Consider the following 24,217-nt stretch of genomic DNA (forward strand, 5'->3'; position numbering starts at 1 on the left):
GCGCTACCGGTAGACTGGAAGCCAATCCCGCCCCACTCGTGGGGACCGCCCGGGAAACGCTGAGCAACGCTGATCAAGGCTTACCAACGCAACATGCCGCAGCCGCTCCGGCAACCTGCCGACGAGCCTGGCTAGTGCTGTGCCAGAAAGGGCGCTTCGTGGCCGATTCCGGCAACCCCAACGAGAACATCCCGTCCACCGACGCCGTGGCAGGCGTACCCGAGGCCCATGCCACGGCGTACGACGCGAGTGCCATCACCGTCCTCGAGGGTCTGGACGCGGTCCGCAAGCGACCCGGTATGTACATCGGCTCGACCGGCGAGCGCGGCCTGCACCACCTCGTGTACGAGGTGGTCGACAACTCCGTCGACGAGGCGCTGGCCGGTCACGCGGACACCATCGAGGTGACGATCCTCCCCGACGGCGGCGTGCGGGTCGTGGACAACGGCCGTGGCATCCCGGTGGGCATCGTCGCCTCCGAGGGCAAGCCGGCCCTCGAGGTCGTGCTGACCGTGCTGCACGCGGGCGGCAAGTTCGGCGGCGGCGGCTACGCGGTCTCCGGTGGTCTGCACGGCGTGGGCGTCTCCGTGGTGAACGCGCTGTCGTCGAAGGTCGCCGTCGAGGTCCGCACCGACGGCCACCGCTGGACGCAGGACTACAAGATGGGCGTCCCCACGGCGCCGCTCGTCAAGCACGAGGCCACCGAGGAGACCGGCACCTCGGTCACCTTCTGGGCCGACAGCGACATCTTCGAGACCACGGACTACTCCTTCGAGACGCTCTCGCGGCGCTTCCAGGAGATGGCGTTCCTCAACAAGGGTTTGACGATCAAACTCACTGATGAGCGCGACTCGGCGAAGGCCACCTCCGGGGCGGACGAGGCCGGCGCGGACGAGACCGCCGAGGTCAAGACGGTCACGTACCACTACGAGGGCGGCATCGTCGACTTCGTGAAGTACCTCAACTCCCGCAAGGGAGACGTGGTGCACCCCTCGGTGATCGACCTCGAGGCGGAGGACAAGGACAAGGCCCTCTCCCTCGAGATCGCCATGCAGTGGAACAGCGGTTACAGCGAGGGCGTGTACTCCTTCGCCAACATCATCCACACGCACGAGGGCGGCACCCACGAAGAGGGCTTCCGCGCGGCGCTGACCAACCTGATCAACAAGTACGCGCGCGACAAGAAGCTGCTCCGCGAGAAGGACGACAACCTCACCGGCGACGACATCCGCGAGGGCCTCACCGCGATCATCTCGGTGAAGCTGAGCGAGCCGCAGTTCGAGGGCCAGACCAAGACCAAGCTGGGCAACACCGAGGCCAAGACCTTCGTCCAGAAGGCGGTCTACGAGCACCTCAACGACTGGCTGGACCGCAACCCGGTGGAAGCCGCGGACATCATCCGCAAGGGCATCCAGGCGGCCACCGCGCGCGTGGCGGCCCGCAAGGCGCGCGACCTGACCCGCCGCAAGGGCCTGCTGGAGTCGGCGTCGCTGCCGGGCAAGCTCTCGGACTGCCAGTCGAACGACCCCACCAAGTGCGAGATCTTCATCGTCGAGGGTGACTCCGCCGGCGGCTCGGCCAAGTCCGGCCGCAACCCGCAGTACCAGGCGATCCTCCCGATCCGGGGCAAGATCCTCAACGTCGAGAAGGCGCGGATCGACAAGATCCTGCAGAACCAGGAGATCCAGGCGCTGATCTCCGCCTTCGGTACGGGTGTGCACGAGGACTTCGACATCGAGAAGCTCCGCTATCACAAGATCATCCTGATGGCGGACGCCGACGTCGACGGCCAGCACATCAGCACCCTGCTGCTGACCTTCCTGTTCCGCTTCATGCGGCCGCTGGTCGAGGCCGGGCACGTGTACCTCTCCCGTCCCCCGCTGTACAAGATCAAGTGGGGCCGGGACGACGTGGAGTACGCCTACTCGGACCGCGAGCGTGACGCGCTGATCGAGATGGGCCGCCAGCGCGGCAAGCGCGTGCGCGAGGACTCCATCCAGCGCTTCAAGGGTCTCGGCGAGATGAACGCCGAGGAGCTGCGCATCACGACGATGGACCAGGAGCACCGCGTCCTCGGCCAGGTCACCCTCGACGACGCCGCCCAGGCCGACGACCTGTTCTCGGTCCTCATGGGCGAGGACGTCGAGGCGCGCCGCGCCTTCATCCAGCGCAACGCCAAGGACGTCCGGTTCCTCGACATCTGAGTCGGTCTCAGCTGACCGCACCAGGAAGGATCTTCACCAGCAATGGCCGACGAGAACACCCCCGTCACCTCTGAAGAGGGCGGCATCATCGCCCAGCGTGTCGAGCCCGTCGGGCTCGAGACGGAGATGCAGCGTTCGTACCTGGACTACGCGATGTCCGTCATCGTGTCCCGCGCGCTGCCGGACGTCCGGGACGGCCTCAAGCCCGTCCACCGCCGCGTCCTGTACGCCATGTACGACGGCGGCTACCGGCCCGAGCGCGGCTTCTACAAGTGCGCGCGCGTGGTCGGCGACGTCATGGGCAACTACCACCCGCACGGCGACTCCTCGATCTACGACGCCCTGGTGCGCCTCGCCCAGCCGTGGTCGATGCGGATGCCGCTGGTGGACTCCAACGGCAACTTCGGCTCGCCGGGCAACGACCCGGCGGCGGCCATGCGCTACACCGAGTGCAAGATGGCGCCGCTGTCGATGGAGATGGTCCGCGACATCGACGAGGAGACCGTCGACTTCACGGACAACTACGACGGCCGCTCCCAGGAGCCGACCGTCCTGCCCGCCCGCTTCCCGAACCTGCTGATCAACGGCTCGGCCGGTATCGCGGTCGGCATGGCGACCAACATCCCGCCGCACAACCTGCGCGAGGTCGCGGCCGGCGCCCAGTGGTACCTGGAGAACCCGGAGGCCTCTCACGAGGAGCTCCTGGACGCCCTCATGGAGCGCATCAAGGGCCCCGACTTCCCGACCGGCGCCCTGGTGGTCGGCCGCAAGGGCATCGAGGAGGCGTACCGCACGGGCCGTGGCTCGATCACCATGCGGGCGGTCGTCGAGGTCGAGGAGATCCAGAACCGCCAGTGCCTGGTGGTCACCGAGCTCCCCTATCAGACCAACCCCGACAACCTCGCGCAGAAGATCGCCGACCTGGTGAAGGACGGCAAGATCGGCGGCATCGCGGACGTCCGCGACGAGACCTCCTCGCGCACCGGTCAGCGCCTGGTCATCGTGCTGAAGCGGGACGCGGTCGCCAAGGTGGTGCTGAACAACCTCTACAAGCACACCGACCTTCAGTCGAACTTCAGCGCCAACATGCTGGCGCTCGTCGACGGCGTCCCGCGCACCCTCTCCCTGGACGCGTTCATTCGCCACTGGGTGACGCACCAGATCGAGGTCATCGTCCGCCGTACGAAGTTCCGGCTGCGCAAGGCCGAGGAGCGGGCGCACATCCTGCGCGGTCTGCTCAAGGCCCTGGACGCCATCGACGAGGTCATCGCGCTGATCCGGCGCAGTGACACGGTCGACGTGGCGCGCACGGGCCTGATGGAGCTCCTGGAGATCGACGAGATCCAGGCCAATGCCATCCTCGAGATGCAGCTGCGCCGACTGGCCGCCCTGGAGCGCCAGAAGATCGTCCAGGAGCACGACGAGCTCCAGGCGAAGATCACCGAGTACAACGCGATCCTGGCCTCGCCGGTCCGCCAGCGCGGCATCGTCAGCGAGGAACTCGCCGCGATCGTCGAGAAGTACGGCGACGACCGCAAGACCACGCTGGTGCCCTACGACGGCGACATGTCGATGGAAGACCTCATCGCCGAAGAGGACATCGTCGTCACCATCACGCGCGGCGGTTACGTCAAGCGGACCAAGACGGACGACTACCGCTCGCAGAAGCGCGGCGGCAAGGGTGTGCGCGGCGCGAAGCTGAAGGAAGACGACATCGTCGACCACTTCTTCGTCTCGACCACGCACCACTGGCTGCTGTTCTTCACCAACAAGGGCCGCGTCTACCGCGCCAAGGCCTACGAGCTGCCGGACGCCGGCCGGGACGCGCGCGGCCAGCACGTGGCGAACCTGCTGGCCTTCCAGCCGGACGAGGCGATCGCCGAGATCCTCGCCATCCGGGACTACGACGCGGCGCCGTACCTGGTGCTCGCCACGAAGGCCGGTCTGGTGAAGAAGACCTCTCTGAAGGATTACGATTCGCCGCGCTCCGGAGGCGTCATCGCGATCAATCTCCGGGAGCAGCAGGACGGTTCCGACGACGAACTGATCGGAGCCGAGCTCGTTTCGTCCGAGGACGATCTGCTGCTGATCAGCAGGAAGGCGCAGTCGATCAGGTTCACCGCAACGGACGATGCGCTGCGCCCGATGGGCCGTGCCACCTCGGGTGTCAAGGGCATGAGTTTCCGCGAGGGCGACGAGCTGCTCTCGATGAATGTTGTTCGACCCGGTACGTTCGTGTTCACTGCAACCGACGGTGGGTACGCGAAGCGCACCCCCGTCGACGAGTACCGCGTCCAGGGACGTGGCGGTCTCGGCATCAAGGCCGCCAAGATCGTCGAGGACCGCGGATCGCTCGTCGGCGCGCTGGTGGTCGAGGAGACCGACGAGATCCTCGCCATCACGCTGGGCGGCGGTGTGATTCGTACGCGAGTCAACGAGGTCAGGGAGACGGGCCGTGACACCATGGGCGTCCAACTGATCAACCTGGGCAAGCGCGATGCCGTGGTCGGTATCGCACGTAACGCCGAGGCGGGGCGCGAGGCGGAGGAAGTCGACGGCGTGGACGCCGTGGACGAGACCGCCGAGACGGCCCAGGCCGCCGGCACGGACGAGGGTGAGGCGCCCTCGGCCGAGTAGCACGAGGAGTGAGTCACGTGAGCGGAGCCACGGGCGCCGGATCGGCCGGTACCTCTACGGGTACGGAGACGGACGGCGGCGGCCGTGGCTCCGCCGCGCAGACCACGGACTCGCCCTCGCCCGATACGCATGGATCCCAGGGGGGAACTGTGACGGACACCCGAGGCCCGCAGGCCCAGCAGTACGCGGCCGGCCAGGCCCCGGCGGCTCAACAGCAGTCGGCGCAGCCCGCGCCGGCGCCGTCGCCGCTGCCCGGCGAGCGGCAGCCCCAGCCTTCCTCCGGGCCCTACCACCCGCCGCAGGCCTACCCGGCGGCCGCCGCCCCGGCGAACGCGGTCCGCAGGCCCCGCACGGGTGCCAGGACCGTGCCGCGCACCCGCAAGGCACGTCTGCGGGTGGCCAAGGCGGACCCGTGGTCGGTGATGAAGGTCAGCTTCCTGCTCTCCATCGCCCTCGGCATCTGCACCATCGTCGCGGCGGCGGTGCTGTGGATGGTCATGGACGCGATGGGCGTCTTCTCGACGGTCGGCGGCACCATCTCGGAGGCGACGGGCTCGAACGAGTCCAACGGCTTCGACCTCCAGTCGTTCCTGTCGCTGCCGAACGTCCTGATGTTCACGTCGATCATCGCGGTCATCGATGTCGTCCTCGCCACGGCCCTCGCCACCCTCGGCGCCTTCATCTACAACCTCTCCGCCGGCTTCGTCGGCGGCGTGGAGCTGACGCTGGCCGAGGACGAGTGAACACCGCTCCGACCTCTCCTGACGCCTCCCCGACAACCGATTTTGGGACTGCGCACGTCGTGCGCTAATCTTCAGGAGTCAGCGCGCGGGACACACACCGCAGAGCGCGGCGGGGCTATAGCTCAGTTGGTTAGAGCGCATCCCTGATAAGGATGAGGCCACAGGTTCAAATCCTGTTAGCCCCACAGTTCGAGAAACCCCCGGTCCAGCAGGACCGGGGGTTTTCTTCTGTGCAAGGGGCGCTGACGTGGCGTGAAAAGACCCGATCGCTGGCGACGGGGGATGCACCAGCGATCGGGCTGTGAACCACAGTAACAAGGCTGGTGGAGCGGCGGGAGGCGGCCGTTCGGGACCGGGTGGGGGTTGTGAGCGGGATCACGTGGTCGTCACGGGTCGCACGGGGGGTCGTAGGAGAGCCGGGGGAGGTATTCGTCCCATTTCTCCTCCGTCAGGACGCCGCGGGTGGTGGCGCAGATGCGGTTCACCGCCCGGTCGACGTCGAGGTTCCACAGGCGGACCGTGTCGGTGCCGCTGGAGACGCCGAGCATGTTGCTGCGGGGGCTGAAGGACAGGAAGTTGCCGGTCTTGGCGTTGGGGCTCATCGACTCGCCGATGGGGGCCGCCTCGGAGGGGGTGGCGGCCTTCCACAGGCGGACCGTGTTGTCGTTGCCGCCGCTGGCGAGGGTGCGGCCGTCCTGGCTGAACGTCAGGGAGACGACCGCCTCCGTGTGACCGGTCAGCGTGGCCGCGGGCTCGCGCGTCCCGGCCGGGTCGGTGACGTCCCACAGGCGGACCGTGTCGTCGTCGCTGCCGCTGGCGAGGGTGCGGCCGTCGGGGCTGTGGGCGAGGACGTTGACGGGGCCCTCGTGGGCGGTGAGCGGGGAGCCGACCGGGGTGGTGTGCCGGGGGTCGGCGGTGTTCCACAGCCGGATCGTGCCGTCCGCGCTGCCGCTGGCGAGGGTGCGGCCGTCGGCGGAGAAGGCGAGGGTGTTGACGTAACCGCGGTGGCCGGTGAGCGGGGAGCCGTAGGGCGTCGGCCGGCGCGGGTCGGAGATGTTCCACAGCCGCAGGGTGCGGTCGTCGTAGGCCGTGGCGAGGGTGCGGCCGTCGGGGCTGAACGCCAGGGCGTCGGGGCCCATGAAGCGGGTGCGCAGGGTCAGGGGCGGGCCGTGGGAGACCGGGCGGGTGGGGTCGGAGACGTCCCACAGGAAGACCGCGCGGGCGCCCGTCAGCACCGCGAGGGTGCGGCCGTCGGGTGAGAACAGCAGGGAGCGCTGGCCGCCGTCGTCGGGCATGAACGGCTTGTTCAGGGTCGCCGGGCGGTCCGGGTTCCGTACGTTCCACAGCCGGACGCTGCCGTCGCGGGCGGCCGTGGCGAGGACCCGTCCGTCGGGGCGGAAGGCGCCGCTGCGGCCGAACATGTCGGAGGCCGGGATCGACCACAGCCGCACCTTGCTGTCGCCGCTTCCGGTGGCCAGGGTCCTGCCGTCCGGGCTGAAGCCCAGCGCGTACATCTCCCCGCTGCTGCCCGCGAGCGGCTCGCCGACCTGGGCGGGGTAGGCCGGATCGCTGACGTTCCACAGGGTGGCGGTGCTGTCCGCGCTGGCCGCGGCGAGCGTGGAGCCGTCGGGGCTGAAGGCCACCGACCAGATGGGCCCGGTGTGGCCGGTCAGGGGCGGGCCCAGCGCGGTGGCGCGGCCGGGGTCCGTCACGTCCCACAGGCGTACGGCGTCGTCGGCGGCGCCGCTGGCCAGGGTCTGGCCGTCGGGGCTGAACGCGACGGAGTGCACCAGGTCCGTGTGACCGGTCAGCGGGGTGCCGTACGGCTTCGGGCGGCGCGGGTCGGCGGTGTTCCACAGCCGGATCGTGTCGTCGTCGCCGCCCGCGGCGAGGGTGTCGCCGTCCGGGCTGAACGCCACCGAGCGCACGGCGGCGCGGGCGCCGGTGAGGGTGCTGACGGTCTTCGGGCGGTCCGGGCCCGCCACGTCCCACAGGCGGACCGTGCGGTCCTCGCCGGCGGAGGCCAGGGTGCGGCCGTCGGGGCTGAACGCGAGCAGGTAGATCGTGCCCCGGTGGCCGGTCAGGGGGGTGCGCAGCGGCTTGGGGCGGCGGGGATCCCGTACGTCCCACAGCCGGATCGTGCCGTCGTCCGCCGCGCTGGCGAGGGTGCGGCCGTCCGGGCTGAAGACCGCGCTGCTCACCCAGCTGGTGTGGCCGACGAGCGGCTTGCCCAGGGGTTTGGGGCGCCGCGGGTCGCCGACGTCCCAGAGCCGGACCGTGCGGTCGTAGCTGGCGGTGGCCAGGAGCTTGCCGTCGGGGCTGAAGGAGGTGAGGTAGACGGCGCCGGTGTGGCCGAGGAGCGGGGTGGCCAGCGGGGCGTTCACGATGGACACCAGCCGGTTGTTGGTGCCCTCGTCGTCCGGGCGCAGCCGGTGCGCCACCACGTCGAGCTGGGCCGACAGCGACGGGTCGGTGTACTGCACGCGGTCCGCCTCGGCCACCACCTGCTCGAACACGGCGTCGTTGCGCTGCTGCCACGCCACCACCGCGGAGCCCACGGCCACCAGCGCCAGCACCACCAGCGTCGCCACCGCACCGCGCCGGACCCACAGGGTGCGCCGGCGCAGCCGTACCGAGGCCGCCAGGAACTCCACCGCGCTGCGGGTCAGGAAGGTGTCCCCCGCCGACCTCGCCCAGCTGTGCGCCTGCTCCAGCCGGGAGCCCCGGTAGAGCAGGGAGGAGTCGCGGTGGGAGTCCTCCCAGGAGCGGCCGTCCTCCTCCAGGCGCTGGCGCAGGAGGTTGCCGCCGCGGTCCTCGTCGATCCACTCGCGCAGCCTCGGCCAGGCGTGCAGCAGCGCCTCGTGGGTGATCTCCACGGTCTCCGCGTCGAGGGTCACCAGCCGGGCCTGGACCAGTGCTTCGAGCGACTCCTCCGTCTTGTCGGGGTCGGCCGACTCCGCCGCCAGCTGCCGCCGGGTGCCGCGCCTGCGGGTGGCCTGGGTGTCCTCGCCGAGCCGGACCAGCCGCAGCAGCAGCAGCCGGGCCGCCGTACGGGCCGCCGGGTCGAGGCCGGACCAGGCCCGCTCGGCGGTCGCCGCGACGGCGCCCTGGATTCCGCCGGCGGCGCGATAGCCGGCCAGGGTCAGCCGCCCGGACTTGCGGCGCTGCCAGGTGGCCAGCAGGGCGTGCGAGAGCAGCGGGAGCACCCCGGCGTCATGGGCGCCGCGCGGGCCGTCCGCGCTGACCTCGCGGACGATCAGTTCGGCGAGGCCGGGTTCGAGTTCCAGGCCGACGGCCTTGGCCGGTCCGGTCACCGCATCGCGCAGCTCGGCGCTGGTCAGCGGGCCGAGCACCATGTGCCGGTGCTGGAGGGCGTCGGCGAGTTCGGGGTAGCCGAGGCACTGCTCGTAGAAGTCGGCGCGTATGCCGAGGACGACGAGTGCGGGGGCCGGGGCGCCGTCGGCGGCGGGTGAGGCGACGGCGTGCAGTAACTGGATGAAGGTGCGGCGGTCGGTCTCGTCGGCGCAGAGGGTGAACGCCTCCTCGAACTGGTCGACGATGACGACCGGCCGGGCCCCGGGCGTCCGCCCGGCCCACGCCGCGACGGCGTCCCGCACCGCGTCCCCGAACCCCGGGCTCTCCCGCCCGCCCACCGCGGCCAGTTCGGGGATCCGCCGGGTCAGCTCGGCCAGGGGATCGGCGCCGGGGACGAGCTGCAGCACGTCCCGTTCGTCCTGTACGGCGGGCACCAGACCGGCGTTGAGCAACGAGGACTTCCCCGCGCCCGAGGCGCCGACCAGCATCAGCAGCCCGCCGCCGCGCTCCGCTGCCCGGAGCTGCTCGACCAGGGCCGCGGTACTGCGCTCCCGGCCGAAGAACCACCGGGCATCCTCCTGGCGGTAGGAGGCAAGGCCCCGGTAGGGGCAGACGCTCACCGCGGGGGGCGGCTCCTCGGCCGCTTCCTCGGAGACGGGGTCGGCCACCGCCCGCTCCCACAGCACCTGCCACTGCGGCAGGTCGTACAGCCCGGGGGAGACCGGCGCCGGACGGGCCCGCCGCGCCTGCGGGATCAGCACCTGGAGTACGGCGGCCAGGGCGGCGAACTGTGCCGGTACGTTCTTCGCGCGCCGCCAGTCGCTGATGCGCTGCGCGGAAACCCGTACCGGACGCCCTCGTTCATCCACCCGCTGGAGCTGGACGACCGCCTCGGACACCCGCTTGAGGGGCGGGTTCCCGGCCTCCCGGTACAGCAGCGCAAGGCGTTCCGCGAAGGCTGTGCGTGCCCCTGAGTCGGAACTCAAGGCCTCCACCCCTTACTTTCCCCGCACCTGGACGTCCGGACCGGAAAACTCACTTTATACGGCTGACCTGGGCCAAAGCCCTGAGCGGAAAACCGGAACCTCCTCGGGAAGGGTCCCAACTGGCAGGATCACACCGCGTAGCCAGTCAACCGCGCGTCGTCCGGAGAGGCTGCCGGCCTCCGCCGCCTTTGCCGCAGTGACGGAAGAACGATTTCCCGTCCGCGCACCCCGAGACCTCCCGAGTCCTCGGTCCCGCTCCGGCGGGGACCGACACCAGCGCGTCGTTTGGCACCGGTCCCCGCGAGGGGAGGGACCGGTGCCGAACGACGCGGCATCCGCTCCCCTCGCCTGCCCCTGATGCTTGCCGCTTTCACCCCGTGGGCTTACCTTCATTTCTGACGCACCGTCAGATGTGAGGCGGGAGGGAGCCGGCGTGGTCGAGGTCGTGAACGGCACCAGGGAACTGCCCAAGGTCATCAGCGTGGACGATCACGTGATCGAGCCCGCGCACCTCTTCGAGACCTGGCTTCCGGCCAAGTACCGGGACAAAGGCCCCAAACCCTTCACCGCCGGCATCGGTGAGCTGGAGTACGTGGGCGGAAAGTACCGGTTCACCACCGACCCGGACGGCCAGATCACCGACTGGTGGGAGTACGAGGGCGAGTTCTTCCCGTACAAGCGGATCATCGCGGCCGTCGGGTTCTCCCGGGACGAGATGACGCTTGACGGGATCACCCGCGAGCAGATGCGGCGGGGCTGCTGGGATCCCAAGGCCCGTGTGGCGGACATGGAGATGAACCATGTCGAGGCCTCGCTCTGCTTCCCCACCTTCCCCCGCTTCTGCGGCCAGACCTTCGCGGAGGCCAAGGACAAGGAGGTCGGACTCGCCTGTGTGCGCGCCTACAACGACTGGATGGTCGAGGAGTGGTGCGGCGACAGCGGCGGCCGGCTCATCCCGCTCTGCCTGATCCCGCTGTGGGACATCGACCTGGCGGTCGCGGAGATCCACCGCAACGCCGCTCGCGGGGTCCGGGCGGTGACCTTCAGCGAGATTCCCACCTATCTCGGACTGCCCTCGATCCACTCCGGTTACTGGGACCCCTTCTTCGCGGCCTGCGAGGAGACCGGCACGGTGGTGAACATGCACATCGGGTCCTCCTCCCAGATGCCGGCCGCCTCCCCGGACGCGCCGCCCGCCGTGCAGGCCTCGCTGAGCTTCAACAACGCCATGGCCTCGATGATGGACTTCCTCTTCTCCGGGGTCCTGGTGAAGTTCCCGCGGCTGAAACTCGCCTACAGCGAGGGGCAGATGGGCTGGATCCCGTACGCCCTGGAGCGCGCGGACGACGTCTGGGAGGAGCACCGGGCCTGGGGCGGGGTGAAGGACCTGATCCCGGAGCCCCCGTCGACGTACTACTACCGGCAGATCTTCTGCTGCTTCTTCCGGGACCGGCACGGCATCGAGGCCATCGAGACGGTCGGGGTGGACAACGCCACCTTCGAGACGGACTATCCGCACGTCGACTCGACCTGGCCGCACACCAAGCAGGTCGCGGCCGAGCACATGGCGGGCCTGTCGGACGAGGTGACGTACAAGCTGCTGCGCGGCAACGCCATCCGGATGCTCGATCTGCCCTTCGACCGCTGATTGACGGCCCTCCGGCGGGGGCAGTCACCCGGGGAGAGACGGGAGTGCAGATGACGAAGGTCTCCGTGGACCCCGAGTTGTGTTACGGATCCGGCGAGTGCGTCTACCGCGTGCCGTCCGTCTTCACCGTGCGGGACGGCTTCGGGGCCGTCAGGGCCGGGCGTGAGGACAGCGGGGGCGAGCCGGAGGTGCGGGAGGCGGCGGAACTGTGCCCGTCCCAGGCGATCGTGATCGGCGAGTCGTAGCTCCACCGGCTGGCGGCGAGCGCACGCGCGCGTGCCTCCGCCACCGCCATCCGCGCCGCCCGCTCCGCCGGATCGACGTGCGATGCCTGGCCCGTGGCCTGCCCCTCCCACTTCCGGTACAGCAGCCCGGTCTCGGCCGAGAACCAGCCGCGGCTCACGGCGTTCAGGGCGAGCAGCAGCCCGGTGTCCTCGGACGCGGGCAGCGCCATCCAGCCGCCGAGGGCGAGCAACAGTTCGCGGCGTACGCAGAGGGAGGCCGGGTGGACCTGGGCGCGGAAGTCGTTGGCCCGCCAGAAGTCCAGCACCGCGCCACGCTCGACCGGACCGTCGTCGGGGTCGTGGGGGAAGGCGGCGGTGGAACCGTCGGGCAGCAGATCCAGCACCCGTGAGGTCACCCACCCGATCCCCGCGTCGCGCTCCAGGACCGCGAGATCGCGGGCGAGCGCTCCCGGGGTGAGCCGGTCGTCGGCGTCCAGCACCTTCACATAGGGGCCGTCGGCGTGCGCGAGCGCGATGGTACGGGCCACTCCGGGGCCGCCGGACCGGCCCTGGCGGAAGGTGACACGGGGGTCGTCGGGGACATGGGGGGCGACGGTGTCGCTCGTCCCGTCCTCCTGCACGAGCCAGTGCCAATCCCAGCCGTCGGGCAGCTCCTGCGCGCATAACGAGGCGTACGCCTCCGGCAGGAAGCGGGCGGAGGGGCCGTGCACAGCGGTGACGATGACGACCCGCCGGCGCACCGCGGGTGTGCGAGACATGGGGCCAGGCTACGACGAGGCCCGGCCGCGTCTTCGCGTGGCCGGGCCTCGGAACAGGGCGGAGCTGTACGCAAGTTCGCCAGGACGGATGGGGGAGAAGGATCAGGTGCGCGGGCGGTGCGCGGTCAGCGCTGGAGGGGGATGTCCCTGGTGCCGGTGGTCGCTCCGGCGGGCGCCTCGGCCTCCGCCTCGGTCTCCGCCTCGGCATCGGTGGAGTCGCAGTCGAGCGCGGCCGGATCCGCTTCCGTGTCCGCGGGCCCGTGGTGGCGGCAGCTCGGTGTCTTACCGTGCGCCTCGGCGCGGATGCGCTGCTTCATCGTGGGGGGCAGTGACCTGGCGTAGGACCAGGTCCAGAGGGACATCGCCGGCACCGGGGCCTGCGCGGTGCTGTCGCTGCCGCTGGTGCGGGCCGACTCGATGGGGGGTACGGCCGCGGCGGCGGTCGTGGTGACGAGTCCGAGCGCCGTGCACAGCGCGAGGAAGGCGGTGACGATGGCGGTCCACAGCTTCATGACCTTGTTCCGGGCCATGGCCCCTCACTTTCAGGTTGGGCGATTTGCGTACTTTCCTCATGATGTGTATGGGGGCCGCGAAGTGGTGGACCTACGCCCGTGGCGCGTCGATGTTCAGATGAACACCACTCGGATGGGTGCAAGTGGCCGGAAATGCGGAGAAGGGAGCCTAAAATCACCGTGCGTGAGGGGGCGATCACCCTCGGATCGGAGTGCCGACCGCCGCTGCTACTGCGGTCCAGGCGCGGTGAGTTGGCGGGCTCGCACAGGTCACCGATCGATATCGGTCGGTGTGTATAGTCGGGCGCCAGAGGTCCCCTACGTCAACGAAGGACGAGGTCGCGCGGTGAAGAAGCTTCTCCTGGTCACACTGGCCGCCATCGGCGGGCTCCTTGTGTACCGCCAGATCCAGGCGGATCGCGCCGAGCAGGACCTGTGGACGGAGGCGACCGACTCCGTGCCCGCGGGTTCGTGAGAATTCCGACAAGCTGAGCTGAGAACAGACCCCGGCCGTGGTTGCGGTCGGGGTTTTGTGTTTTCCGCGGATGGCTCGCGGCCCGGGTGGGCAGGATGGGGCACGTTCCCGGTCCGGCGACGACAAGGGGTGGCGCGTGATGGGGCGGCCTACGGCGTGGTGGCGTGCGGTGTGCCGCGTGGCCGTGGTGACGGCGGTGCTGTGCGCGACCGGGACCGGTGCCCTGCTGCCCTCCGCGGTTGCGGCCCCCGCGCCGACCCCTTATGGCTTCTCCCCCGACGCCACCACCGTCCCCGGCGTCGGCAGCACGGCGGACGCCGCCCGGCTGGAACCCGGACGGGCGTACCGCAGCTCGCTGCCGGTGAGCACCGACGTCTACTACCGCCTCGACCTGGACGGCACCTCCACCGCGTACGTCTCCGCCACCGCGGTCCCGCCGGCCGACGCGGCCGTCTCCGCCTCCGACGGGATCCGGGTGTCGGTGCAGGACGCCGACGGCGGCTCCTGCTCCTTCGAGACGGAGACCTTCGGCGGCGGCAGCAGCGCGCGTCCGCTCACGGCCGTGGCGATGCGGGAACGGTCCGGGGACCGCGGGCGGTGCGCGGAGGCGGGCCCCTACTACGTGGTCGTGGAGCGGGTGGGTACGCCGGCCCCCGGCGACGTCGCCTGGGACCTGGAACTCGCCACCTTCTCGGAGCCCCCGCTGGACCGGGCCGCACCGACCAGTGCCCCCGGCTCCTGGGACTCCGGCACACCCGCGCCCCTGACGGACGAGGCGGTACGACGGGACGGGGGCGCGGGGTTCGCCTCCGCCGTCCCGCTCGGGCAGGGCGTGTGGCGCTCGGACCTGCCGCCCGGGCGGACCGTGTTCTACAAGGTGCCGGTCGACTGGGGGGAGCGGCTGTACGCCACCGCCGAGCTGGCCGCTTCGGGGGAGGGCTCCCGGGTGGTCGTGGGGGCGCTGGAGCTGTCCGTCCACAACCCGGTGCGGGCGCCGCTGGACGACGCGAGCCTCAACTACAACGGCAGCCGGCGTTCCGCCTCGCTGGATCCGCTGCCGCCGGCGGTGTACGAGAACCGGTACGGGAACAGCGACCGGATCAGGGGAATGCGGTTCGGGGGCTCCTACTACCTCGTGGTGCATCTGAGCGCACAGGTGGCCGAGCGGTTCGGGGACGGGCCGTTCGCCCTGACGCTGCGGGTGCGTGTGGAGGGCCCGGCGCGGAGCGGGCCGGCCTATGACGGCCGGTTCCTGCCGCAGGGGGTGTTCGCGCCGCCCGGGGGCGCGGGGGAGCTGGGCGGGGTGCCTTCCGGGGGCGGGAGCGCGGGAGACGACGACGCCTTGATGACGATCCTCGCGGTGAGCGGCATCGGGGGCGGGACGGTGATCGTGGCGGTGCTGGCGGTGTGGACGACGGCGGGGCGACGCCGGGTTTCGTGAGGCGGGGGCGGCGGGGGCAGCGGGGGCGGGCGCCCGGGGCGAGGGCGGGGTCGCGGGGTAGACGGGCTTGGGTGTTGCGGGGCTTCCGGTGCTGGGGCGGGGCCTCCGGGGTCGGGGTCGCCTGCGGGGTTGGGGTCGCCTCCGGAGTCTGAGCCGCCTCCGCGGGCGGGGCCGCCTCCGGGTCGGGTCTGCCTCCGGGTCGGGTCTGCCTCCGGGGTCGGGGCCGCCTGCGGGGTCGGTGTCCGTCGTCAGGTGCGGGCCAGGGCCCAGAAACCCGTGGCGTAGAGGGCCAGGGCGAGCAGCAGCAGGGGGAGCGCGATCTTCAAGGGCGGGCCGGGGCGGCGGGCGGCCTGACGGGCGGCTCGGCGGCGGGCCGTGCGGTGGCCTGTGGTCGGAGGGGGAACCTCCGGGGCCTGAGCGGTGTACGAAGCAGTAGAGGCGGTGTCGGAACGCCGGTGCGGCACCGGAGTGGGCGGCTGCGCGGGGTACTGCGGGACGTGGGGACGGGGGGTGGACAGGACATGAGCGGGGCTGTGCGGGGGCTGCTGCTGTTCCTGGGGCTGTGCCTGAGGCGGTGGCAGGTGGAAGCTGCCGGTGTCCGACATGGGCCTGGGTTTCGGCGGGGTGGCGTCCACACCGGGTGCCCTCTTCAGCGGCCCCTCGGGAGCGAACCCCTCGGGCAGCGGACCGAGTTGGTCGAAGATCTCGATGATCTCGTCGTCGGGCCTCGGCTCGGGCAGCAGCTCGGCCGCCGAGGCGAGCGCCTTGCGGGCCCCGGTCGCCGTGCGGAACCGCGCCTGCGGATCCGGCTGCAACAGCGTCGCCACGACCTGCCACAGCGGCTCGGGAATCCCCTTGGGTGCCCCCGGGGTGCCATGCGCCGCGAAATACTCGATCAGCGCCTTGGCATCCGGCTTGGCCCCCTCCAGCAGATACAGCGCCACCAGCCCTACGGCGAACAGATCGGCCGGGAAGTCCGGTTCAGCGCCCAGCAGTTGCTCCGGCGCGAGGTAACCGGGCGTTCCCACCACGAGGTTGGTCTCGGTCAGCCGTGGCTCGCCCAGCCGCATCGCGATGCCGAAGTCGGACAGCCGCAGCCGCGGCCGGCCCGTGCCGGTGGCCTCCAGCAGCACATTGGCGGGCTTGATGTCACGGTGCACCACATCCTCGGCGTGCACCGCGGCGAGCCCCGCGAGGAGCTGGTCGAGCAGGGTGCAGACGAAGAACGGGGGCAGGGGGCCGTAGTCGCCGACCAGATGGACCAGCGAACCGCCGGCGACCAGGTCCATGGTGAACAGGACCTTGTCGTCGTCGGCGGCCCAGCTGGCGGGGGCGAGCACATGCGGATGATCGATCCTCAGGGCCTGCTCGCGCACGAAGCGCAGCAGGGAGTGCGCGTCGCTCTGCTGGAGCACCTTGGCGGCCACGTACCGGCGGCGGCGGTGATCCCAGGCGCGCCATACGGCGCCCACCCCTCCGCGTCCGATCGGGTCGACGAGTTCGTACCGCCCGGCGAAGACCTCACCCATGGCTGTGCGCCGCTCCTCCCCCTCCGCTTACCCCCCTTGCCTCCCCCTCGACGAGCGATACGACTCCCCCTCGCGCCGCTGAGATGCGACCCCCTCGCATCTCTCCTCCGTCCCCCCGGCCCGCCGAACCCCCTTCGGCGACCGGGGCGCGGGGTCAGCTCTGGTGGGACTGGTAGTGCGCGACCGCGTCGGAGGTGCGGCCCGCCCCGTAGACCCGCAGGAACTCCGCCAGCTCCGGGTGGGTCGGGGCGAGGGTGTCGGCGGCCTCGATGATGTCACCGGCGGCGGCGACCGAGCGCAGCAGCGACTGGATCTCGCGGACCACCCGCTTGACCGTGGGCGCTCCCGAATGGGTCGTCGACTGTGTCGTGTTGTTGCTGAGCACCGAGCCCCCCTGAGACTTCTTGATCTCGTCCATGCGCTCGGTGGCCTCGGCCGCGCTCACACTGCCGTCCGCGACCTGCCCCGCCAGGTCCTGGAGCAGCTGCACTCGCTGCACCACGGCCGGATTGCCGATCTTCGCCCGCTGACCGCTCATCAGCTGCGACAGCATCGGTGCGGACAGGCCGAGTACCCCCGCCAGACGAGCCTGGTTCAGACCAAGATCGTCTATCAGCTTACGGAAGAGCGCCCCCAGCGGCTCCCCGTACCAGTTCCGCTGCAGTTCCCGCGCTCTCGCTGTCGCTTCCTGCTGTGCGGCGTCCATTGCGTCTCCCCATCGCTTCCCCAGAACCGCGGTTCGCTCCAGCGAACCACGCGGAGCATCTTACGGAGAGTGGTCGGCCACCGGGACCCCCAATCTTTTTGCGAGATACCCCGGGCGACCCGGTACTCTGGTGCGCGGCGCCCACCGGATGCGTGACCGTTCCGGCCGGACGTCCCCTGTTGAGGGGCCTTAGCTCAGTTGGTAGAGCGCTGTCTTTGCATGGCAGATGTCAGGGGTTCGACTCCCCTAGGCTCCACAGCCCGAAAGCCCCTCTGACCTGCGTAGATGCAGGTCAGAGGGGCTCTGCTGATTTACGGTGCTCAGCATGGCGGGCCGAAAGGCTCAAAGGACCACAGCCGCTCATGTTGTCGTGAGCTGAGGAGGCAGAGCGAGTGGGCGAGCAGGCACCCAGACTGAGGCCGGTCCTCGAGTCGATACCCGGCTACCGGCCGGGGCGCTCAGTGTCGTCTTCCGGCGCGCAGGCCGGTTCCGTGTACAAGCTGTCCTCCAACGAGAACCCCTTTCCGCCGCTCCCCGGCGTGCTGGAACGGGCGCTCGCCGGTACGGCCAGCGTCAACCGCTATCCCGATCTGGCCTGCGGGGAACTTGTCCGTGAGCTCTCCAGGTACCTCGACGTGCCGGAGTCCCACATCGCGACGGGCACGGGATCCGTGGGCGTCACACAGCAGCTGCTTCAGGCGACCGTCGGTGCGGGGGACGAAGTCCTCTATGCCTGGCGGTCGTTCGAAGCGTATCCGGTACTCACGCAGATCGTGGGGGCGGACTCCGTGCGGGTCCCGAACACCACTGGGGCGGCGCACGACCTCGCCGCGATGGCTTCCGCGATCACCGAGCGCACCAGACTCGTCTTTGTCTGCAACCCCAACAATCCCACCGGAACCATCGTGCGCCGAGCGGAGCTGGAACGCTTCCTCGACTTGGTTCCCTCGGACGTGCTGGTGGTTCTCGACGAGGCGTACATCGAGTTCGTCCGAGACGACGACTTTCCCGACGGGATCGAGGTGTACCGGAACCGCCCCAATGTCTGTGTCCTGCGCACCTTCTCCAAGGCGTTCGGGCTCGCCGGACTGCGAGTGGGCTTCGCCGTGGCGCACGAACCCGTCGCAGTGGCGCTGCGCAGGACGGCCGTGCCGTTCGGGGTGACCCGGTTCGCGCAGGACGCGGCCATCGCTTCACTGCAGGCCGACGGCCTGATGCGGGAACGAGTGGCCGCGCTCGTGGCCGAGCGGGACCGGGTGACGTCGGCACTGACCGAGCAGGGATGGGCCGTGCCTCCGTCGCATGCCAACTTCGTGTGGCTCGCCACCCACGAGCGTACGGCTGCCTTCACACAGGCCTGTGAGGACGAGGGAATCCTGGTGCGCTCGTTCGACGGCGAGGGCGTGCGGATCACCCTCGGGGAGCGCACCGCGAACGACCGCGTCCTCGTCGCGGCGAAGCGTTTCCACAAGGAGACAACCGGCAGGTGAACCTGCGCGGCCGCTTCGGGAAGGCTGGACCGGGCCGCTCCGCGGAAGGCGGGACAGCGCGGTGTCCCGGGTGAGTGCGACCGGGCCGCCGTTCGGTCAGCCCTCGGTCGCCACGATCCGGCGTCGGACCGCGCCGCGGAGGGCCCACTGCCCGGCGGCCGCCACACCGCACAGCGCGGCGCACGTGTACCAGAGCACGGGGGCTCCCGTCTCCAGCAGACGGGTGCCGCCTAGCGGCGCGGTGAACGACCCGACCCCCCAGGCCAGTCCGTAAAGGCCGTTGTACCGGCCGCGCAGGTGCACCGGTGCCAGGTCGGCGACCAGGGCGGAGCCGATCGAGGTCAGCAGGACCTCGCCGACCGTCCAGACGGCGACCGCGGCGGCGTACCCGGGGGTGGTGGACACCCAGGCCGTGGCGGCGTTGCCGGCGCCCATCAGCACCATGCCGAGGACCAGCCCGTGGGTGCGGTCGAACTGCCCGAGCCGGTGCCCCAACAGCGGTTGGAGCACCACGATGGTCAGCCCGTTGAGGGCCATGACCAGGCCGTACGAGGACGTGGGCAGCCCCTGCCGTTCCATGGCCAGGGGCAGAGTGGTGAGGGCCTGCATGAAGACGAAGGCGCACAGAAGGGTCAGGAGAACGAAGATGACCATCACGTGATCCCGCAGGACGTCGGTGGCGCGCCCCTGGCCGACCCCGGTCTGATGGGTAGGCCCTTCCGGCACCCCCCGCCAGACGAGCAGGCCGAAGACGGCACAGCTCAGCGCGTCGATCCAGAACAGTGTGAGGAACCCGTCCCTGGCCAGTACCCCGCCGAGCGCCATGGACAGGGCGAAGCCCAGGTTCACCGCCCAGAGCAGCATCCCGAAGGCCCTGGGGCGTCCCTCGGGCGGGAACAGGTCGGCGACGATCGCCTGGGACGCGGGCCGGAACAGGTCCAGGGCGATGCCGAGGAGGAACACCACCACGACGATGACGGGGGTGCTCTCGGCGTAGCCGAGGACCAGCATGAGCGCGCCCGTGGCCAGCATGCCGCCGGTCAACGCGACGCGACGGCCCCAGCGGTCCGCGATCACTCCACCGATCGGCTGGGAGAGCACCCCGCCGATCCCCAGCACCGCGAGAACGGCACCGACCTCCGTGGCGGCCAATCCCCGCTCACGACTCAGATAAAAGGAGAGAAAGGGGATGACCATCGTGCCGAGCCGGTTGATCAGGGTTCCTGACCAGAGAATCCAGAAAGGTCGGGGAAGGCCGCCGAATCTGGCCTGGGTTATGGCTGAAAAACGCCCGACCGTGGCGGGATTTCGCTTGGTCCACATGGGCGGAAATCCTTGCACGATAGTGGCTCGGCTGTCGATGTCGGCTGCTGGCGAGCTCCATTCCGGATGGTGAGATAGGAGGTTGACGGACCGCGTGGGAGCAGTGAAGGATGCATATGGTTTCAACGAGCACGGGGGAAGTAGTGAAAACTAACGCTCGTACGGCAGGGAAGCCACATGTTGTTCTCGTGGATATCTATGAAACGGCATCGCACGGTGTTCCACAGACCGCTCGCCATATAGCGCCGGCGTTTATTCGGGCCGGATTTCCGTGCGTACGGGTCCAGAGTTCCCCCGAGCCGCCCGCGGTGTACCGGTCGTCGCGCCCGGCGCTGGAGAACTACGCGGCGAACATCGTGCACGACGGTGATCTCGACCGGACCCTGAAGGAGCTCGCCCCGTACCGGCCGGTCGCCGTCATGGCCGGCGGTGAGTACGGAGTGGCCTTCGCCGACGTCCTGAGCGAGGCTCTCGGACTGCCGTCCAACGGCACCCGACTCAGCGAGGCCCGCAGGGACAAGGCCGCGATGACCGAGGCCGTACGCGCTGCGGGCCTGCTCACCGCTCGGCAGCTGCGGGCCGAGACCGAGGCCGAACTGGTGGACTGGCACCGGGAGACCGGCGGCCGGATCGTCGTCAAGCCGCTGCGCAGCGCGGGCGGGGACGGCGTCTCGTTCTGCGACACTCCGCAGGAGTCGGCCGAGGCCTTCCGCCGGCTCATCGGGTCCGACGACATCTTCTCCGCGACCAATACGGCGGTCCTCGCCCAGGAATACCTGGTGGGTACGGAGTACATCGTCAATACGGCGAGTCTCGACGGCCGCCACCACGCCGCCGAGATCTGGCGCAGCTCCCGGTACTCCGTCAACGGGATCACGGACCTGTCCGGCGCGTGCTACATCGTGCCGCGCCGGGGCGAGGTCCAGGACGCGCTGGTCCAGTACGCCTTCGCCGTACTGGACGCGCTCGACATCCGGCACGGCCCGGCGCATGTGGAGCTCAAGATGACCCCGCAGGGCCCCTGTCTCATCGAGGCGGGTGCCCGGCTGTCCGGTGGCGACCTGCCGTACTACGCCCAGCTGGCCACCGGCGAGTCCCAGCTGGACTGGGCCGTTGACGCCTATGTCCGGCCCAGGCGCTTCCTCGCCCGCCGGGGCGAGCCCTACGAGATCGACCGGTACTTCGCCTGGGTGGCGCTCATTTCTCCGGTCGCAGGAACACTCGCGGGATATCCCGAGCTCGACCGGATCAAGTCGATGGAGAGCTTCCGGGAAGCGTGGGAGCTCGTGCGGGCGGGTGACCGGATCGTGCCGACCGTGGACGACACCACGTATCCCGTGATCGTCAATCTGATGCATGAAGTGGAAGAAATCGTCCACCGTGACATGGGGACGATTCGATATCTCGACGGGGTGGGTTTCTATGAAATCGAGCAGTGATTATTCCCGCTTCTTCTCTTATGTGAGAGGGAGCTGACCATGACTGCACAGATCGATGGTTATCAGCAGGCGGCGGCATTTGCCACGGAAATCACCCCGACCATGCGCTACCACTCCGCCGCCACACTCGCGGACGATCCCGCCGGTCTGACCTGCAGCGTCACCGTGGGAATGCGGTGGGCGGCGGCACACGGACGAGCGGGCCGGCTGTTCGGCTATCCGTCATTCGAACTCGCCGCCACATCGGTGAAGGACGGCCGGCACGACGCGCTGCTCGTCGCCGGCGCCTACCCGGAGATCCGCTCCTTCTTCTTCGACCCGCAACTGCTCGCGGTCGAGGCGTTCGTCAGCACGCTGCCCGACATGGTCCTCGCCGCCCCTGAGGACCATGCAGCCCTCCACCGCTTCGACACCGTCCACTACCACCCGGCGACCAGGGTCCTGTTCGAAGCCGGTGTCGCGAGCCGCGCGGACGACGCGGTCCAGGCCACGTCCAACAGCGCGGCCTGCCGTGGCGCCCTGGAGAACCCCCGTAGAGCGGCCGCCATCACCAACCAGACCTGCGCCGACCACTATGGTCTCAAGACCATCGAGGTGCTCTCGGCCGGTACGCCGATGAGCTTCGTCGTGTTCGAGCGAAGGAACCAGCAGTAGTGTCCGATCTCCTCCGCACCGCCATCGCCGTCGACAAGTCGCTGGACGCGGGAGCGGTCGCCAACGCCTCCGCGATCGTCATGGGCCAGCTGGCCCGCCTCGACGACCGGATCTACGCGGACGACGTGCGTGACGCCGAGGGCGCGCTGCACGCCGGCATCCGTTTCAACACCCTGGTGCTCTCCGGCCGGAGCAGTCATCTGACCGCTCTTGCCCAGGCCGCCCGGGCCGAGGGACTGCCCACCGTGCTGTTCACCGCCCAGGGCCAGTCGCTCAGCAACTCCTTCGACGCCTACCGGGACCTGATCGCCCGAGCCGCGCCGGGCGAACTGGGCGTCTGCGCGGTCGGCGTGGTGGGGGAGCATGAGCTGGTACGCACCCTGACCAAGCGCTTCAGTGTCTACCGCGGCTGACGCTTCGTCGAACGGATCGATCACCTCCCCGGCCACGGCCCCCGGGCGCTGTTTCACGTGAAACAGCACCGTGGGGCGGGAAACCCCCGACAGGTCTCCCGCCCCACGGGGCGCTGGGCTCGGAACGCCGTCAGATCACGGGCGTTCCTCGCGGTTCGCGGCCTCCTCGGCCTCCTTCTCCTGGACCTCGGGGTCGAGGACCGAGGGGGCGCTGCCGTCCACGGAGGCGAGGGGGGCCGACTCCGGGACCTCGGTGGCGGCCGGGGGCTCGACCAGCCAGTCCGGGTTGGCCTGCTTGTCCCACCACTTCCACGCGGCGAAGGCGGCACCCGTCAGGGCACCGGCGACCAGCAGGGCCTTCGCGAGCCGGCCGGCCCGCGCCCGGCGCTCGTGCTTGCGGACCAGCTTGTGGATCTCCTGGGGCGAGACCTGTCCGCGCAGCGCGGCCAGCGCGGCCGCACTGCGCGACGCGGCCTCGTCCTTCATGGGCACGGCCACCGCAACCGCCTGTTCCAGCCTCGGCCGGGAGTACTCGGCCGCCTGGCGGGCAGCGATACGGGTGCGGAGCGCGGCTTCCTGGGCGGCGTGGTCGACCTTCGGCGGCACATGGGTGAGGGCCTGTTCCAGTCGCGGGGCGACCAGGGCGTCGTACTGCACGCGGGCCTGCTCGGCGGCCTGGGACACCTTCGGCGCTAGCCGTACGCGTGCCTCCTGTGCGTATTGCACGGCCGAGTCCTTGGCTGTGCCGGCGTAGGGCGCCACCACTTCCGCGGCGTGCCGCACGCTGTCCTTCGCCGAGCCGGCTGCGGCGCGCACGCTGTCTTTGCGGGTCACGGTTCCTCCTCCTCGGTGGCGTTACGTATTTCGACTTTCCACCCTTTTAGGGATCATGCCTGTGAATGAGCGTGGGGGCATGTGAAGGGCTGGCATCCGGGTCACGCAGAGGCATCAGGTTCACACAGTGGCATCAAGGTCAGACAGATGAATACCGGGCAACGGGAGCTTGTCGTCGACAATGCCACGGATCGCCGCTGCCCGCCCCCGGCTCGGGGCCACTCGACCGGATTTCTGCAAGGATCGGAGGGTCACCAGTAGACAAAGGAAGGCACATCGTGGCCGAGCAGCTCCACGCCACCCTGAAGACCAGCCAAGGCGACATCGACGTACGGCTTCTGCCGAACCACGCGCCCAAGACGGTGCGCAACTTCGTCGAACTCGCCAAGGGCGAGCGTGAGTGGACCAATCCCGCCACCGGGGAGCGGTCGAGCACCCCCCTCTACGACGGCACGATCTTCCACCGGGTGCTCAGCGGCTTCATGATCCAGGGCGGCGACCCGCTGAGCACCGGCATCGGCGGCCCCGGCTACGAGTTCGAGGACGAGTTCCACCCCGATCTGCGCTTCGACCGGCCGTACCTGGTGGCCATGGCCAACGCCGGCCCGGACACCAACGGCTCGCAGTTCTTCATCACCGTCGCCCCGGCCGTGCACCTCAACCGCAAGCACACCATCTTCGGCGAGGTCGTCGACCCGGCCAGCCAGAAGGTCGTGGACGCCATCGCCACCACCCAGATCAACCCGCGCACCACGCGCCCGGTCACCGACATCGTCATCGAGTCCGTCGTCGTCGAGACCCGCTAGGCCCTGTCCGAAGGGAACCAATCGCCCCGCTCATCCGTAAAAATGGGCGGGGCGGGTGC

18 protein-coding genes, 2 tRNA genes and 1 pseudogene are annotated in these 24,217 nt (G+C 70.1%); 14 read left to right on the forward strand and 7 right to left on the reverse strand.

Annotation, left to right across the window (positions count from 1 at the left end; all coding sequences use genetic code 11):
- Positions 1-134 precede the first annotated feature (134 nt).
- The 4 genes from gyrB to ACFYW5_RS10910 all read left to right on the forward strand — a co-directional run bounded on the left by gyrB (position 135) and on the right by ACFYW5_RS10910 (position 5,769).
- Positions 135-2,204, forward strand: a complete 2,070-nt coding sequence (gene gyrB / locus ACFYW5_RS10895) for a DNA topoisomerase (ATP-hydrolyzing) subunit B (protein WP_389416618.1) — start codon at positions 135-137, stop codon at positions 2,202-2,204.
- A 42-nt stretch (positions 2,205-2,246) separates the two neighbouring features.
- Positions 2,247-4,841 (forward strand): DNA gyrase subunit A, encoded by a 2,595-nt coding sequence (gyrA, locus tag ACFYW5_RS10900; RefSeq protein ID WP_389416619.1) that lies wholly within the window; start codon positions 2,247-2,249, stop codon positions 4,839-4,841.
- 17 nt (positions 4,842-4,858) lie between these two features.
- Positions 4,859-5,584, forward strand: a complete 726-nt coding sequence (locus tag ACFYW5_RS10905; RefSeq protein ID WP_389416620.1) for a DUF3566 domain-containing protein — start codon at positions 4,859-4,861, stop codon at positions 5,582-5,584.
- Between the two features lie 111 nt (positions 5,585-5,695).
- Positions 5,696-5,769 (forward strand) — tRNA-Ile (locus ACFYW5_RS10910).
- Positions 5,770-5,970: 201 nt separating this feature from the next.
- Here the strand turns inward: ACFYW5_RS10910 and ACFYW5_RS10915 are convergent.
- Entirely contained in the window at positions 5,971-9,894 is a 3,924-nt protein-coding gene (locus ACFYW5_RS10915) for a hypothetical protein (RefSeq protein ID WP_389416621.1), read from the reverse strand.
- A 424-nt stretch (positions 9,895-10,318) separates the two neighbouring features.
- Here ACFYW5_RS10915 and ACFYW5_RS10920 point away from each other — a divergent pair, with 424 nt between their 5' ends.
- Both ACFYW5_RS10920 and ACFYW5_RS10925 read left to right on the forward strand, forming a co-directional pair.
- On the forward strand, positions 10,319-11,533 hold the full coding sequence (locus tag ACFYW5_RS10920) for an amidohydrolase family protein (protein WP_389416622.1): 1,215 nt from the start codon (positions 10,319-10,321) through the stop codon (positions 11,531-11,533).
- Positions 11,534-11,583: 50 nt separating this feature from the next.
- Complete coding sequence (locus ACFYW5_RS10925; protein WP_389416623.1) at positions 11,584-11,778, forward strand: ferredoxin; 195 nt, start codon at positions 11,584-11,586, stop codon at positions 11,776-11,778.
- On the opposite strand, the pseudogene ACFYW5_RS10930 reads toward ACFYW5_RS10925, so the two are convergent.
- Together ACFYW5_RS10930 and ACFYW5_RS10935 are read right to left on the reverse strand one after the other, a co-directional pair.
- Positions 11,775-12,518: pseudogene (locus tag ACFYW5_RS10930) on the reverse strand (glycosyltransferase family 2 protein); the annotation flags it as partial. The gene ACFYW5_RS10925 and the pseudogene ACFYW5_RS10930 sit on opposite strands and share 4 nt — an antisense overlap.
- Positions 12,519-12,661: 143 nt before the next feature.
- Positions 12,662-13,066, reverse strand: coding sequence for a DUF6344 domain-containing protein (locus ACFYW5_RS10935; RefSeq protein WP_389416624.1), 405 nt, complete (start codon positions 13,064-13,066; stop codon positions 12,662-12,664).
- Positions 13,067-13,394: 328 nt separating this feature from the next.
- Here ACFYW5_RS10935 and ACFYW5_RS10940 point away from each other — a divergent pair, with 328 nt between their 5' ends.
- Both ACFYW5_RS10940 and ACFYW5_RS10945 read left to right on the forward strand, forming a co-directional pair.
- On the forward strand, positions 13,395-13,523 hold the full coding sequence (locus ACFYW5_RS10940; RefSeq protein ID WP_389416625.1) for a DLW-39 family protein: 129 nt from the start codon (positions 13,395-13,397) through the stop codon (positions 13,521-13,523).
- Positions 13,524-13,701: 178 nt separating this feature from the next.
- Positions 13,702-14,964, forward strand: coding sequence for a hypothetical protein (locus ACFYW5_RS10945; RefSeq protein WP_389416626.1), 1,263 nt, complete (start codon positions 13,702-13,704; stop codon positions 14,962-14,964).
- Positions 14,965-15,212: 248 nt separating this feature from the next.
- Here the strand turns inward: ACFYW5_RS10945 and ACFYW5_RS10950 are convergent, their stop codons facing one another.
- The gene (locus ACFYW5_RS10950) at positions 15,213-16,493 is read right to left on the reverse strand and encodes a serine/threonine-protein kinase (protein ID WP_389416627.1); all 1,281 of its coding nucleotides are present in this window, start codon (positions 16,491-16,493) and stop codon (positions 15,213-15,215) included.
- Between the two features lie 154 nt (positions 16,494-16,647).
- A complete protein-coding gene (locus ACFYW5_RS10955) occupies positions 16,648-17,199 on the reverse strand; it encodes a helix-turn-helix domain-containing protein (protein ID WP_389416628.1) in 552 nt (183 codons plus the stop codon).
- Positions 17,200-17,382: 183 nt separating this feature from the next.
- Here ACFYW5_RS10955 and ACFYW5_RS10960 point away from each other — a divergent pair.
- Positions 17,383-17,455, forward strand: a tRNA-Ala gene (locus ACFYW5_RS10960).
- Between the two features lie 136 nt (positions 17,456-17,591).
- A complete protein-coding gene (gene hisC / locus ACFYW5_RS10965) occupies positions 17,592-18,689 on the forward strand; it encodes a histidinol-phosphate transaminase (RefSeq protein WP_389416629.1) in 1,098 nt (365 codons plus the stop codon).
- 96 nt (positions 18,690-18,785) lie between these two features.
- On the opposite strand, the gene ACFYW5_RS10970 is transcribed toward hisC, so the two are convergent.
- Positions 18,786-20,012 carry an MDR family MFS transporter gene (locus ACFYW5_RS10970; protein ID WP_389416630.1) on the reverse strand — a complete coding sequence of 409 codons (1,227 nt, stop codon included), beginning with the start codon at positions 20,010-20,012 and terminating at the stop codon, positions 18,786-18,788.
- A gap of 116 nt (positions 20,013-20,128) precedes the next feature.
- Between ACFYW5_RS10970 and ACFYW5_RS10975 the strand changes: the two genes are divergently transcribed.
- The 3 genes from ACFYW5_RS10975 to ACFYW5_RS10985 are packed head-to-tail and all read left to right on the forward strand — an operon-like array spanning position 20,129 to position 22,518.
- On the forward strand, positions 20,129-21,451 hold the full coding sequence (locus ACFYW5_RS10975) for an ATP-grasp domain-containing protein (protein ID WP_389416631.1): 1,323 nt from the start codon (positions 20,129-20,131) through the stop codon (positions 21,449-21,451).
- A 39-nt stretch (positions 21,452-21,490) separates the two neighbouring features.
- A complete protein-coding gene (locus ACFYW5_RS10980) occupies positions 21,491-22,105 on the forward strand; it encodes a hypothetical protein (protein WP_389416632.1) in 615 nt (204 codons plus the stop codon).
- Positions 22,105-22,518: a DUF2000 family protein gene (locus ACFYW5_RS10985; RefSeq protein ID WP_389416633.1), complete on the forward strand. Its 414-nt coding sequence runs from the start codon at positions 22,105-22,107 to the stop codon at positions 22,516-22,518. The genes ACFYW5_RS10980 and ACFYW5_RS10985 overlap by 1 nt, the downstream gene beginning before the upstream one ends.
- Positions 22,519-22,653: 135 nt before the next feature.
- Here ACFYW5_RS10985 and ACFYW5_RS10990 read toward each other — a convergent pair whose 3' ends face one another.
- Positions 22,654-23,352 carry a DUF5324 family protein gene (locus ACFYW5_RS10990; RefSeq protein WP_389416634.1) on the reverse strand — a complete coding sequence of 233 codons (699 nt, stop codon included), beginning with the start codon at positions 23,350-23,352 and terminating at the stop codon, positions 22,654-22,656.
- A gap of 278 nt (positions 23,353-23,630) precedes the next feature.
- On the opposite strand from ACFYW5_RS10990, the gene ACFYW5_RS10995 reads away from it, so the two are divergent.
- A complete protein-coding gene (locus ACFYW5_RS10995) occupies positions 23,631-24,158 on the forward strand; it encodes a peptidylprolyl isomerase (protein ID WP_389416635.1) in 528 nt (175 codons plus the stop codon).
- Positions 24,159-24,217: the final 59 nt, after the last annotated feature.

Origin of the sequence: Streptomyces sp. NPDC002779 (assembly GCF_042888685.1) — a bacterium.
In the GTDB taxonomy this organism is placed as follows: Bacteria; Actinomycetota; Actinomycetes; order Streptomycetales; family Streptomycetaceae; genus Streptomyces.

Excerpts from the sequence above, each read along its gene's own strand:
- gyrA (WP_389416619.1), top strand. The coding sequence starts at position 2,247 with ATGGCCGACGAGAACACCCCCGTCACCTCTGAAGAGGGCGGCATCATC.
- ACFYW5_RS10925 (WP_389416623.1), top strand. The coding sequence starts at position 11,584 with ATGACGAAGGTCTCCGTGGACCCCGAGTTGTGTTACGGATCCGGCGAG.
- ACFYW5_RS10935 (WP_389416624.1), bottom strand. The coding sequence starts at position 13,066 with ATGGCCCGGAACAAGGTCATGAAGCTGTGGACCGCCATCGTCACCGCC.
- ACFYW5_RS10950 (WP_389416627.1), bottom strand. The coding sequence starts at position 16,493 with ATGGGTGAGGTCTTCGCCGGGCGGTACGAACTCGTCGACCCGATCGGA.
- ACFYW5_RS10955 (WP_389416628.1), bottom strand. The coding sequence starts at position 17,199 with ATGGACGCCGCACAGCAGGAAGCGACAGCGAGAGCGCGGGAACTGCAG.
- ACFYW5_RS10970 (WP_389416630.1), bottom strand. The coding sequence starts at position 20,012 with ATGTGGACCAAGCGAAATCCCGCCACGGTCGGGCGTTTTTCAGCCATA.
- ACFYW5_RS10975 (WP_389416631.1), top strand. The coding sequence starts at position 20,129 with ATGGTTTCAACGAGCACGGGGGAAGTAGTGAAAACTAACGCTCGTACG.
- ACFYW5_RS10980 (WP_389416632.1), top strand. The coding sequence starts at position 21,491 with ATGACTGCACAGATCGATGGTTATCAGCAGGCGGCGGCATTTGCCACG.